The sequence below is a fragment of the Anaerococcus nagyae genome, from assembly GCF_040364225.1.
Lineage (GTDB): Bacteria > Bacillota > Clostridia > Tissierellales > Peptoniphilaceae > Anaerococcus > Anaerococcus nagyae.
The window spans coordinates 253,485-266,348 of record NZ_AP031484.1; the positions used below are offsets into that span (position 1 = coordinate 253,485).

5 protein-coding genes, 19 tRNA genes and 3 rRNA genes are annotated in these 12,864 nt (G+C 37.9%); all 27 read left to right on the top strand.

Annotated elements, in window-relative coordinates; genetic code table 11:
- The first annotated feature begins 64 nt into the window (after window positions 1-64).
- The 27 genes from ABXG81_RS01135 to ABXG81_RS01265 all read left to right on the top strand — a co-directional run bounded on the left by ABXG81_RS01135 (window position 65) and on the right by ABXG81_RS01265 (window position 12,415).
- Window positions 65-688: a hypothetical protein gene (locus ABXG81_RS01135; protein WP_353528931.1), complete on the top strand. Its 624-nt coding sequence runs from the start codon at window positions 65-67 to the stop codon at window positions 686-688.
- A gap of 184 nt (window positions 689-872) precedes the next feature.
- A complete protein-coding gene (locus tag ABXG81_RS01140) occupies window positions 873-1,229 on the top strand; it encodes a DUF2089 domain-containing protein (protein ID WP_117522129.1) in 357 nt (118 codons plus the stop codon).
- Entirely contained in the window at window positions 1,222-2,274 is a 1,053-nt protein-coding gene (locus tag ABXG81_RS01145) for a DUF4097 family beta strand repeat-containing protein (RefSeq protein ID WP_209814318.1), read from the top strand. The genes ABXG81_RS01140 and ABXG81_RS01145 overlap by 8 nt, the downstream gene beginning before the upstream one ends.
- Window positions 2,275-3,007: 733 nt before the next feature.
- A complete protein-coding gene (locus tag ABXG81_RS01150) occupies window positions 3,008-3,859 on the top strand; it encodes a mechanosensitive ion channel family protein (protein ID WP_353528932.1) in 852 nt (283 codons plus the stop codon).
- Complete coding sequence (locus tag ABXG81_RS01155; protein WP_288223259.1) at window positions 3,846-4,076, top strand: DUF951 domain-containing protein; 231 nt, start codon at window positions 3,846-3,848, stop codon at window positions 4,074-4,076. Before ABXG81_RS01150 ends, ABXG81_RS01155 begins: the two co-directional genes overlap by 14 nt.
- Before the next feature lie 489 nt (window positions 4,077-4,565).
- A 16S ribosomal RNA gene (locus tag ABXG81_RS01160) occupies window positions 4,566-6,094 on the top strand.
- A 107-nt stretch (window positions 6,095-6,201) separates the two neighbouring features.
- Window positions 6,202-6,277, top strand: a tRNA-Ala gene (locus ABXG81_RS01165).
- Window positions 6,278-6,427: 150 nt separating this feature from the next.
- Window positions 6,428-9,579, top strand: a 23S ribosomal RNA gene (locus ABXG81_RS01170).
- 318 nt (window positions 9,580-9,897) lie between these two features.
- Window positions 9,898-10,014, top strand: a 5S ribosomal RNA gene (rrf, locus tag ABXG81_RS01175).
- The 16S, 23S and 5S rRNA genes sit together here with 19 tRNA genes alongside, the layout of an rRNA operon.
- A gap of 77 nt (window positions 10,015-10,091) precedes the next feature.
- Window positions 10,092-10,166: transfer RNA gene (locus ABXG81_RS01180), tRNA-Asn, on the top strand.
- 53 nt (window positions 10,167-10,219) lie between these two features.
- Window positions 10,220-10,308 (top strand) — tRNA-Leu (locus tag ABXG81_RS01185).
- A 24-nt stretch (window positions 10,309-10,332) separates the two neighbouring features.
- Window positions 10,333-10,409: transfer RNA gene (locus ABXG81_RS01190), tRNA-Met, on the top strand.
- 66 nt (window positions 10,410-10,475) lie between these two features.
- Window positions 10,476-10,550, top strand: a tRNA-Glu gene (locus tag ABXG81_RS01195).
- A gap of 90 nt (window positions 10,551-10,640) precedes the next feature.
- Window positions 10,641-10,716: transfer RNA gene (locus ABXG81_RS01200), tRNA-Val, on the top strand.
- A gap of 84 nt (window positions 10,717-10,800) precedes the next feature.
- Window positions 10,801-10,877 (top strand) — tRNA-Asp (locus ABXG81_RS01205).
- A 26-nt stretch (window positions 10,878-10,903) separates the two neighbouring features.
- Window positions 10,904-10,979: transfer RNA gene (locus ABXG81_RS01210), tRNA-Thr, on the top strand.
- 36 nt (window positions 10,980-11,015) lie between these two features.
- A tRNA-Tyr gene (locus tag ABXG81_RS01215) sits at window positions 11,016-11,101 on the top strand.
- A gap of 52 nt (window positions 11,102-11,153) precedes the next feature.
- Window positions 11,154-11,227 (top strand) — tRNA-Gly (locus ABXG81_RS01220).
- A 1-nt stretch (window position 11,228) separates the two neighbouring features.
- Window positions 11,229-11,305, top strand: a tRNA-Arg gene (locus tag ABXG81_RS01225).
- 84 nt (window positions 11,306-11,389) lie between these two features.
- Window positions 11,390-11,465 (top strand) — tRNA-Gln (locus tag ABXG81_RS01230).
- Window positions 11,466-11,468: 3 nt separating this feature from the next.
- Window positions 11,469-11,544, top strand: a tRNA-Lys gene (locus ABXG81_RS01235).
- Between the two features lie 144 nt (window positions 11,545-11,688).
- A tRNA-Ser gene (locus ABXG81_RS01240) sits at window positions 11,689-11,778 on the top strand.
- A gap of 61 nt (window positions 11,779-11,839) precedes the next feature.
- A tRNA-Ser gene (locus ABXG81_RS01245) sits at window positions 11,840-11,933 on the top strand.
- A 15-nt stretch (window positions 11,934-11,948) separates the two neighbouring features.
- Window positions 11,949-12,024: transfer RNA gene (locus tag ABXG81_RS01250), tRNA-Phe, on the top strand.
- A gap of 50 nt (window positions 12,025-12,074) precedes the next feature.
- Window positions 12,075-12,150, top strand: a tRNA-Trp gene (locus ABXG81_RS01255).
- Window positions 12,151-12,201: 51 nt separating this feature from the next.
- A tRNA-Ile gene (locus ABXG81_RS01260) sits at window positions 12,202-12,278 on the top strand.
- 60 nt (window positions 12,279-12,338) lie between these two features.
- Window positions 12,339-12,415, top strand: a tRNA-Ile gene (locus ABXG81_RS01265).
- Window positions 12,416-12,864: the final 449 nt, after the last annotated feature.

Genomic DNA, 12,864 nt, shown 5'->3' on the forward strand with positions numbered 1-12,864 from the left:
ATCAATCCTAAAGTTTTTAATACTTTCCCTAATAACTTTACTTATTCCAGGAGTAATTTTAGGGATGGCTTATAAGTTAGATTTTAATGATATAGGAATAATAGTAAGCCAAATGTTAATAATGTTTGTATTTGTCTTAGTATTTACAAATATTTTTAAATATATGAAAAAATATGAACTAGATACAGAAATGTTAATAGGGCAAAAAAGAAATATATCAGATCTTAAGGAACTTAGAGATGAGCGTAAAACTTATAAATCAAAAGCTATGATAACTAGCAAAATACTAAGTTACACTTATAGTAAAGAGGAAATAGATAATCTTAAAAAATATGCAACTAGTAATGAAGATATGCAGCATTACTACTCTGCACTTATAGATCATGCAGATAAAGAAAGTAGACAAGAAATAAAAATTCGTAGAGATAATTTTAATAAGAGATATAGCAAAAAACAAAAAATCTATCCAGATTTTAATGGAAATGTAAAAACAGCGGGTAAGTGGATAATATTTTTCTTCGCCTTGGCAATAATTTATAATCTGATTCCTAAAATTATTGGAAAAAATGAAGTTATATTAGCTTCTTTCTATATGTTAGGCATGATATTTTTAGCGGTAGTTATGTTAAATACAATCTTATGGATAGTAAGGAGCCTTAGATCCTACTGGGCTCGTGATTATATATAATTTAAGTCTGTTGAAAATAAGTAGTAAAACTATTTATTTTCAACAGTTTTTTTAATTGTAAAAATCAATATTGAATAGAGAAACGAGTATAATTTAATAAAAATGACCAGATTTATTAAAAATATTAATTTTGACTTTACAAATATTAAAATCATAGTATATTTATATTAAAAGGAGGCTATCTATGATTAATAAATGTCCAAACTGTGGCGATGAAATGATTATTACTTCATATAGATGCGAGAATTGTTATACAGAAGTTAGTGGAGAGTTTGAAATGGATAACTTTTCAAGGCTTGATAAGGAAGATAAAGAATTTATAGAATTATTTTTACAAAAAAGAGGGAGCATAAAAGATGTTGGAGAGGAAATAGGCATATCTTACCCAACAGTGAGAAATAGGATAGATAAACTAGTTAATAAACTTGGTGGAACTATAGATAAAAAGGAAAGCCGTATAGATATTCTTAATATGCTTGATAATGGCGAGATTACAGCAGACCAAGCTCGTGAATTATTGGAGGGATTAAAAGATGAATGATGAAAAACAAATGATTCTAGAAATGCTAAAGGAAGGCAAAATCACAGTCGAGGAAGCTAGCAATCTAATAGATGCTCTCGGTGGTAAAAAATCTAGGTCTAATAGTGATTTTGTATCAAAACTTAGTCAATCGCTTGATAGTGTAATAAAAAGGACAAGTGAAACAATTAGCAATTTTGATTTAGATAATATAGATATTAACCAATTTAATATTAAAGGCGAAACCAATACTCATAAGGAAATGAGAATAGATGATGAAATAAATTCTATTAATATTGATATACCTAATGGTAAAGTCTTAGTAGAAAGGGCAAGCGACTCAGCAATTACTCTTACTCAAGATATTTGGGCAAAAAAAGGTGATTTATTAGATTATTTAGAAATTGATATTAATGGAGATAATTTAGAAGTAGGAATCAATGAATCTTATCATAATTTTGATGCTACAAGTATACTACATTTATCTTTAGGAAAAAATTTATATGATAATCTTGACATTGATCTTATAAATGGAAATATTGAGATTGAAGATGTAGATTTTAATGCGATAAATATAAACTCTGTTAATGCAAAAATTAATATCATAAATTCTTGTGGTAATATAGATGTCAATAATACTAATGGTAAAATTGACCTTAAGAATACTAATGGCTATCTAAGTGTAAATAATGTAAATGGCTCAGTATATCTATCTAATATAAGTGGTGAAAGTGCAGACATAAATGCTGTTAGCGGAAATATTAGAGTAGATGGATTGGATGTAAAAAAATATAAGGCTGATACACATTCGGGAAATATCAGAATTTATAATATTAAAGATAGTAAAGAAGTCAAGTTGAATTCTGGATTTGGTAATATAACAGTTGATAGCCAAGACTTTACAGGAGATATAAAAGCTAATGTTTTAAGTCAAGGTTTAAATATAAGTGATAAATACAAAAACAAGATGCAAAAAAATAAAGGATATGAAATTTCTACAAATGTAGATAAAACTGATCTTGAAATTAATGCATCTGCAGGTTTTGGTAAGATAAACTTAAGATAATATTAAATCATCAAGCACCTTCGGGTGCTTTTTTAGTCTGTTTAAAAAAATATAAAATCGACCATTTCGACCGAGCGTAGTGAGCGGAGAAATCTCATGAGATTTCTTAATGCATTCGTTTCACGCACATTAAAGCTCGTTTGCTAGACAAACTTTTTCTTACTTTTGGACTAGTTTTAGAGATGAATTTACTAAGTGAAAGTATATTCATCTAGATGAGATGGACTGTATCTTAATTTATATTATTAACAAGTTATAAAATACACTTTGTCTACGTTCTGAAAAGCACATTCGTGTGCTTTTTTTAATTTTAATATCGTAAACTAAACACTTATTAAGAATATATTACTTTAGAAAAATACTTTGATATAAAAATTTATATATATTCTATATAAATAACTTCTGTAGATTATTTCCTAAAGTTCTATCAATTCAGCAAAAGCTACTATATTTATTTTAAAAGAAGTATAAGTGTAATATTCCTACAAGTGTAGTTAGCATATGTGTCACTTGTTTACAAAAAGAGGCTAGTAGATACCAAATGGATATTTTTTTAGACTATAAGAAAAAATATGATAAAGATTATATAATATTTAATACTTTAATTCGTAATATAGGAATATCTAGTTATCTTAAATAAGTGTTTACTTTATTAACTAGATATTATAATGTGTAAATTATTGACTAATGATAGAATTAAATATATTATGATTAAAAAAGAAAGGTTGGTATAATGCCAGATATAAATGTAAATCAATTAACTAAAACTGATTTTTTAAAAGATGTACTCATGATTCTAATTATCTTAGTATTAGGGAAAATATTATTAGAAGTTCTATCTCATTTTATAAGTAGAGCCTTTACGAACAAAATGGATGAAGATGGATATAGAAAAGTGAGGATAGAAACCCTCAGTAAAAATCTATATACAGTTATAAGATTTATAGTGGGTTTTATAGTATTAATGATAATTTTGGATATGATTGGTATAAATACTAGATCAATCATAGCAACAGCAGGGATAGGTGGGGTAGCAATAGCTTTTGGTGCTCAAACCTTAGTAAAAGATATTGTTACCGGAATTATAATTATAGTTGATGATACTTACAGAGTAGGAGATTGGATAAAGACTGCTGGAGTTGAAGGAACGGTTGAAACATTAGGAATGCGTCATACAAAAATTAGAGATTATGATGGGTCTTTGCATACCATCCCTAATTCTCAAATAACAAATGTACAAAATTTAAATAGTGGGCCAATGAAATTTGAATGTAATATATATCTATCTTACGATGTTTCATATGAAGAAGCTCAGGATATAGTGAATTCTGTTTCAGAAAAACTAAAAGAAGATGAAGAATTAGGTAAATATATCCTAGAAGATGTAAGTCTATTTGGAATAATGGAAATACGTGAGTCATCATATGTAGCAAAAACTACAGCTATAGCAGTGCCGGGATATCAATGGGCTCTTGGAAGAAAAGAAAGAAAACTCATAATAGATGAGATTTATCATAGAGATCTAAATCCAAGTATACAAACAGTGTCTATAGCAAGTGGAAAGGAATTCAATGAAGAAATATAAATTAAAGGACGTAATAACATTAAAAAAAGGGCATCCGTGCGGAGAAAATAAGTGGGAGATAGAACGTATGGGTGCAGATATGAAGCTAAAGTGTTTAGGCTGTGGTAAGTCAATATGGATAAAGCGTCTTGATTTTGATAAAAAAATAAGGAAAATACAAAATAAAGATGGAAAGATGGTATCCATAGTAAATTACAATCCAGGAGAAGAAAAGTAAAAAAAGATTTGACAAAAAAAATAAAGTATGTATAATAGTAAAAGTCGACACCGCAAAGATGCCAAGAGGTTTTAAAAGAAAAACAAAAAAACACTTGACACAATATCAAAAAGGTGATAGACTAAGTAAAGTCGAAACAGTTAATTTGTAAAGCCGAGTAAACTTTTTGTAAAAATATTTTAAAAAAAGTTGACAAAGCAAAAATTAAGTGGTAGACTAATAAAGTCGTTACAAATAAACGGCAATGAACCAGATGTATTATACATCTAAATGAAATTTAATATCAATGATTATGTAAACACAAAACATAATCAACCTATCAATAAATAACAATAAAGTTATTGACAACTTTAACCAAGTTGATTTCTTTAAAAAGGATGATTATATAAATCACGCATTGATTGAAAAAAATCAGTGTAAATGAAGAGCTTGAATCAAAAAAGCTTTTATGAATAAAAAAATAAAACTACGTTAAGTAGATAAAATATTTTTCATGAGAGTTTGATCCTGGCTCAGGATTAACGCTGGCGGCGTGCATAACACATGCAAGTCGAACGATGAAACTTTAATGAACCCTTCGGGGAGAATTAAAGCGGATTAGTGGCGAACGGGTGAGTAACGCGTGAGTAACCTGCCTTACACAAGGGGATAGCCTTTGGAAACGAAGAATAATACCCTATAAAACCATAAAAGCACATGCAATTATGGTCAAAGTGATAGCGGTGTAAGATGGACTTGCGTCTGATTAGCTAGTTGGTGAGATAAAAGCCCACCAAGGCAACGATCAGTAGCCGGCTTGAGAGAGTGTACGGCCACATTGGGACTGAGACACGGCCCAGACTCCTACGGGAGGCAGCAGTGGGGAATTTTGCACAATGGGGGAAACCCTGATGCAGCGACGCCGCGTGATTTAGAAGGCCTTCGGGTTGTAAAAATCTTTTGTATAGGAAGAAAATGACAGTACTATACGAATAAGGTCCGGCTAATTACGTGCCAGCAGCCGCGGTAATACGTAAGGACCGAGCGTTGTCCGGAATCATTGGGCGTAAAGGGTACGTAGGCGGCTAGAAAAGTTAGAAGTCAAAGGCTATAGCTCAACTATAGTAAGCTTCTAAAACTATTTAGCTTGAGAGATGGAAGGGAAAGTGGAATTCCTAGTGTAGCGGTGGAATGCGCAGATATTAGGAGGAATACCGGTGGCGAAGGCGACTTTCTGGCCATTTTCTGACGCTGAGGTACGAAAGCGTGGGTAGCAAACAGGATTAGATACCCTGGTAGTCCACGCCGTAAACGATGAGTGTTAGGTGTCTGGAGTCAAATCTGGGTGCCGCAGCAAACGCATTAAACACTCCGCCTGGGGAGTACGCACGCAAGTGTGAAACTCAAAGGAATTGACGGGGACCCGCACAAGCAGCGGAGCATGTGGTTTAATTCGACGCAACGCGAAGAACCTTACCAAGTCTTGACATATTTTAGAAGCAATTAGAGATAATTGCCTATATCTTCGGATAACTAAAATACAGGTGGTGCATGGTTGTCGTCAGCTCGTGTCGTGAGATGTTGGGTTAAGTCCCATAACGAGCGCAACCCCTATTGCTAGTTACCATCATTAAGTTGGGGACTCTAGTAATACTGCCGGTGACAAACCGGAGGAAGGTGGGGATGACGTCAAATCATCATGCCCTTTATGACTTGGGCTACACACGTGCTACAATGGCAGGTACACAGGGAAGCAAGACTGTGAAGTTAAGCAAAACTCAAAAAGCCTGTCCCAGTTCGGATTGCACTCTGCAACTCGAGTGCATGAAGTTGGAGTTGCTAGTAATCGCAGATCAGAATGCTGCGGTGAATGCGTTCCCGGGTCTTGTACACACCGCCCGTCACACCATGGAAGTTGGCAATACCCGAAGCCTGTGAGCGAACCCTTTGGGGCGCAGCAGTCGAAGGTAGGGTCAGTAACTGGGGTGAAGTCGTAACAAGGTAGCCGTATCGGAAGGTGCGGCTGGATCACCTCCTTTCTAAGGATTTGAGTGACGACACGTCGTCACTCAAATGAGAATGATATATCATTCTCGTTATATTAGAAACACAGACATAATCATTGATATAAATTAAATTTCAATATGGGGATATAGCTCAGTTGGGAGAGCACCTGCCTTGCACGCAGGGGGTCAAGAGTTCGAATCTCTTTATCTCCACCATAATGACCTATCACCATTTGCAAAGCAAATGGAATGAAGGTCAGACGTCGCGGCGTTTCAAATCTTTGATTTGTCAGCAAGCCGACGAGTTTGGCTTAAGATACAGTCATTAAACCGAACCATAAAAACTAAATAGCAAACAATATTTCCAGTCAAGAAGAAAAGGGCTTAAGGTGAATGCCTTGGCACATGAAGACTAAGAAGGACGTAAGTGAACGAAAACTAGGGAGAGCTCACAAAAAGCATCGACCCCTAGGTATCCGAATGGGGAAACCCGTCTGTGGAAGACACAGACATCATAAAGTGAATACATAGCTTTATGAAGTAAGACCCTGCGAACTGAAACATCTAAGTAGCAGGAGGAAAAGAAAGAAAACTCGATTTTCCAAGTAGCGGCGAGCGAAAAGAAAACAGCCCAACCCAGTAAGAAATATATATTCTAGTAGAATCATTTGGGAAAATGAACCAAAGAAAGTGAAAGTCTTGTAAACAAAAGAAAATATATTGTGGGGGCAAGTAGCAGTGAACACGAGAAATTTGCTGTGAAGATAGGGGGACCATCCCCTAAGGCTAAATACTAACATGTGACCGATAGCGAACAAGTACCGTGAGGGAAAGGTGAAAAGAACCCCGAAAGGGGAGTGAAACAGAACCTGAAACCTTAAGCCTACAAGCAGACAGAGGGCAAAAGCCTGATGTCGTACCTTTTGTAGAATGGGCCAGCGAGTTATCATATATAGCAAGGTTAAATCTTTAAGAGATGAAGCCAAAGCGAAAGCGAGTCTTAATAGGGCGAAAGTTAGATATGATAGACCCGAAACCGGGTGATCTATCCATGGTCAGAGTGAAGGTGAAGTAAAATTCACTGGAGGCTCGAACCGGGTGCGGTTTAAAACGCATCGGATGAACTGTGGATAGGGGCGAAAAACCAAACGAACCCGGAGATAGCTGGTTCTCCTCGAAATAGCTTTAGGGCTAGCCTATGATTAAAGATTTAAGGAGGTAGAGCACTGACTGGCCTAGGGCGGCTAACCGTACCAAAGCCTATCAAACTCCGAATGCCAAAAAATCAGATCATGGAGTCAGACTTAGAGGGATAAGCTCCTAAGTCGAAAGGGAAAGAGCCCAGACCGACAGCTAAGGTCCCAAAATCTGGATTAAGTGGAAAAGGATGTGAACCTACTAAGACAACCAGGACGTTGGCTTAGAAGCAGCCATACATTTAAAGAATGCGTAATAGCTCACTGGTCAAGTGGGTTTGCGCCGAAAATAAACGGGGCTAAAATTCAGTACCGAAGCTTCGGATTGATAGAGGATTTAAATGCTTGACCTAACTTGATTTATGAAATAAATCAAAAGTAGGTCAGCCGCAGGCTTTCCCAAGAGAGCAAAGCTCGATTGGCAAGAAAGCTACGCGCAAACAAAGGTAAAACTTAGACGGAAATATTGAACAATACAATCAAGATAAACGAGTTATAAACGAAAATTATTTACGCAAATATCACAAGTAAATGGTAAGTTGTATATAACTACGATATCACCGAATGAACAGTCATAAAACAAAAAGTTTAAGATGACAACTGGTTAAAATATCGTCAAAGTATTTACCCAAGCATTTAAATACTCTATCAGTGGTAGAGGAGCATTGTATTAGGGAAGAAGCCTAAGCGAAAGCAAGTGTGGACTTAATACAAGAGAGAATGCTGGCATGAGTAGCGATAAGGAGTGTGAGAATCACTCCCGTCGAAACCCTAAGGACTCCTGAGCAAGGCTCGTCCCCTCAGGGAAAGTCGGGACCTAAGGCAAGGCCTAAAGGCGTAGCCGATGGATAACAGGTTTATATTCCTGTACCGCTTAAAGTCGCAATAAGAGACGTGATGACGCAAGAGGATAAACTATCTGCCCGATGGAAGGCAGTCTAAGCACAAAGGCCGATTAGTAGGCAAATCCGCTAATCATAAAGCTGATGTGTGATAGGTATCGAAAACATGAGTAGAGAAGTAGTCGATTTCAAATTGCCAAGAAAAGTCACTATCAAGACAAAAGCGCCCGTACCAAAACCGACACAGGTAGGGAGGTAGAGAATACCAAGACGCGCGGAAGAACCTTTGTTAAGGAACTCGGCAAAATGTCCCCGTAACTTCGGGAGAAGGGGAGCCAGAGCGATCTGGCCACAGAAACCAGGCCCAAGCGACTGTTTACCAAAAACACAAGTTTCTGCAAAATCGAAAGATGAAGTATAGGAGCTGACACCTGCCCGGTGCTGGAAGGTTAAGGGGAAGGCTTAGCATAAGCGAAGGCTAGAACTTAAGCCCCAGTAAACGGCGGCCGTAACTATAACGGTCCTAAGGTAGCGAAATTCCTTGTCGGGTAAGTTCCGACCCGCACGAAAGGTGTAACGATTTGGGCACTGTCTCAACAAAGGATCCGGTGAAATTGTAGTAGTCGTGAAGATGCGACTTACCCACGCTAGGACGGAAAGACCCCGTGGAGCTTTACTGTAGGCTGATATTGGATTTTGAGATTAGACGTACAGGATAGTTGGGAGACAAAGAAACTTGCACGCCAGTGTAGGTTGAGTCAACCTTGGGATACCAACCCTCTAATATCAAAATTCTAACATTGACCCCTAATCGGGGCAAAGGACATTGTCAGTCGGGCAGTTTGACTGGGGCGGTCGCCTCCCAAAAAGTAACGGAGGCGTTCAAAGGTTCGCTCAGAATGGACGGAAACCATTCGAAGAGTACAAAGGCAAAAGCGAGCTTAACTGCGAGAGATACATCTCAAGCAGAGTAGAAATACGGACTTAGTGATCCGGTGGCACCGCATGGAAGGGCCATCGCTCAACGGATAAAAGCTACCCCGGGGATAACAGGCTTATCTCCCCCAAGAGTCCACATCGACGGGGAGGTTTGGCACCTCGATGTCGGCTCGTCTCATCCTGGGGCTGAAGTAGGTCCCAAGGGTTGGGCTGTTCGCCCATTAAAGAGGCACGCGAGCTGGGTTCAGAACGTCGTGAGACAGTTCGGTCCCTATCCAGCGTGGGCGTAAGAAATTTGAGAGGACCTGTCCTTAGTACGAGAGGACCGGGATGGACATACCACTGGTGTACCAGTTGTTCCGCCAGGAGCATAGCTGGGTAGCTAAGTATGGCACTGATAAGTACTGAAAGCATCTAAGTACGAAGCAACCCTCAAGATAAGATTTCTAAGAGTACGTAAAGAAAATACGTTTGATAGGTCCAAGGTGTAAGTGCAGTAATGTATTAAGCTAATGGATACTAAACTTTAAATCTTGACTGGAAATATTGTTGAGAGACCTAACCCAATTGATCAAAAATGAAATGATGGTAGGTCCTCGTTCAGAGTGTCCCAATGGTTAAGAGCGAAGGTCTTAAGATTGGCAGACACTTACGAACCAATCGTATGGACAATCAATCCGTATGATGGTAAGTTTAACTGAGCGGCTATTTAATAGGTTCAAAAATACTAACCAAAACTTTAAAACGTGGCAGGTCGGCTACAGAACGAAATCAGTCCTATAGCGTGCGGACATCATGTTTTCTATTTCGCGACATTTGACCTACCAACGAAAACAAGTTTTCAGGTTAGGTCAAGAAATACAGTGGCGATGGCAGTAAGGATACACCTGTTCCCATACCGAACACAGAAGTTAAGCTTACTAACGCCGATGGTACTCGGAGGGTGACCTCCCGGTAGAGTAGGAAGCTGCTGAACATTTAATATCAGCTAGCCATTTTGGCTAGTGAGATATAAAATGGGAAATATGGTATAGATTTAATTAAGTATGATATGCTTAGGTAGCTCAATGGTGGAGCACCCGGCTGTTAACCGGTAGGTTGTGGGTTCGAGTCCCACCCTGAGCGCCAAATTAGTCTTAGTGTTATAAAAGTCACTAAGGTTAGATGAGTTTTATATTTGTGCCGGGGTGGCGGAACTGGCAGACGCACAGGACTTAAAATCCTGCGATGGTCAAACATCGTACCGGTTCGATTCCGGTCCTCGGCACCATTATTATGTGTTTATGTAAAATATCGCGGGATAGAGCAGTTTGGTAGCTCGTCGGGCTCATAACCCGGAGGTCGTTGGTTCAAATCCAGCTCCCGCAACCAAATTTCTGTAAAAAAGACTTGTATTACTTAACTATATATGTTATACTTATTAAGTCGTTTTAATAAGGCCCTATGGTCAAGCGGTTAAGACACCACCCTTTCACGGTGGTATCCCGAGTTCGAATCTCGGTAGGGTCACCAAATAAGCCTCTCTGGCTCATAAAGGAGTCGTGCTACAGCACGAAATACCGCAGAACGAAGTTCGAGGACTTTATAAAAGTTCTGCTTTACGGAAGTATAGCTCAGTTGGGAGAGCATCTGCCTTACAAGCAGGGGGTCACAGGTTCGAGCCCTGTTACTTCCACCAAATTTATAATCTACTTAGCTTTAGAGATATCATTTAGAGTAATGTAGTAAGACATAAGTATTAGAATAAAAACTGATGATTTATGGCCTGGTAGTTCAGCTGGTTAGAATGCCGCCCTGTCACGGCGGAGGTCGTGGGTTCGAATCCCATCCAGGTCGCCATTTGGATTGCAACAGTGATCCAATGCGCTGATGTAGCTCAATTGGCAGAGCAATTGATTTGTAATCAATAGGTTGTAGGTTCAAGTCCTATCATCAGCTCCAAAAAGTTTATAAAACTTTAATGAAAATGATATACTTGGGGATGTTCCAGAGTTGGCCAAATGGGACGGACTGTAAATCCGTTAGCTTTGCTTTCAGTGGTTCGAATCCGCTCATCCCCACCAAAATGCTTGTCCAGCTGATTGGAATTTTTATGAAAGCTGGAGATGTTATTTTGCGGGTGTAGCTCAGTGGTAGAGCCCCAGCCTTCCAAGCTGGTTGCGAGGGTTCGATTCCCTTCACCCGCTCCAGGCGCCCTTAGCTCAGTTGGATAGAGCAACGGACTTCTAATCCGTGTGTCCCAGGTTCGAATCCTGGAGGGCGCGCCACAACAAGTCTGACCGATTTGTGATATATATGTTGACAAACTTATATATTAGAGTATAGTAATTAATAACCGCGTACTAAAATATTGGGATATAGCCAAGTCGGTAAGGCACCAGACTTTGACTCTGGTATGCGTAGGTTCGAGTCCTGCTATCCCAGCCATACGATCCATTAGCTCAGTCGGTAGAGCACCTGACTTTTAATCAGGGTGTCCGGAGTTCGAATCTCCGATGGGTCACCATCTAAGAATAGCCTATTTCGCATGAGATAGGCTAATCTAATCTTATATAAAAGGCAAAAGTCAATATCGATTGGCTTAAAAGGAATCTTTTGCCATTTGATTACTTTTATAACTAAATAAGATACTTACTTGTTAAGTATATTTGGAGAGGTACCGAAGCGGTCATAACGGGGCGGTCTTGAAAACCGTTAGAGTCTTTGGCTCACAAGGGTTCGAATCCCTTCCTCTCCGCCAATACACCTATTTAAATATAGGTTATTAATATTTTATATAATCATAAATTAATAACTGATTAGGAGAAGTACTCAAGTGGCTGAAGAGGCTCCCCTGCTAAGGGAGTAGATCCTTTCAAAAGGGATGCGAGGGTTCAAATCCCTCCTTCTCCGCCATTATATTTTTAAAATGCCCAGATAGCTCAGTCGGTAGAGCAGAGGACTGAAAATCCTCGTGTCGGTGGTTCGATTCCGCCTCTGGGCACCATAAAACAAGTATTCTTGTTTTATTTTTTTATAGAGCTTGTCAACTCATATAGGGGAGTAGTTCAGCTGGTAGAACGTCGGTCTCCAAAACCGGATGTCGCGGGTTCAAGTCCTGTCTCCCCTGCCAAGAGTAAGCCGATCTAGAGCTTAACGTTATTAGTGAAAGTTCAATAATTATGGACCTGTAGCTCAGGTGGTTAGAGCGCACGCCTGATAAGCGTGAGGTCGGTAGTTCGAGTCTACTCAGGTCCACCATAAGTTTTTATGTTTTATAAAATTAAATATAAAAAAGTTTAACACAATATTTTATATTGTGGGCCTCTAGCTCAGTCGGTTAGAGCGCCCGGCTCATAACCGGTAGGTCCAGGGTTCGAGTCCCTGGAGGCCCACCAAGTTCACACCCTTTTATAGGGTGTCTTTTTTTATTATCTATATAATAAATATTATTGTACAAACGAGTTATGTGCCTTTAGTTTCCTGTATTAATTTTATTCATTACAGAAGTTTTAAATGCTTGCATTTAAACCCAATTGGAACTTAGTACAAAATTTAATCCCATCAAGATCTTTTTTATAGTATTAATGTCCATATACTAATATAGTATAACGTTTCTTTATTTATAAGCTTATTTTTTATTTTGGAATTTATTTTTATAAAATTTAATAATATCTATCTCTTTATTTTTTATTTAAAACTTATATTAATTTTTTATAATTAGTTTATGATAAGGATTAGATATCAAAATTAGGTATTGTTGGAATTTCAATATTTAAACAACAAATCAGTTCTTGATATTTTTGACATTACTATATATATACTGTATAATTTATGTATCTAAAAT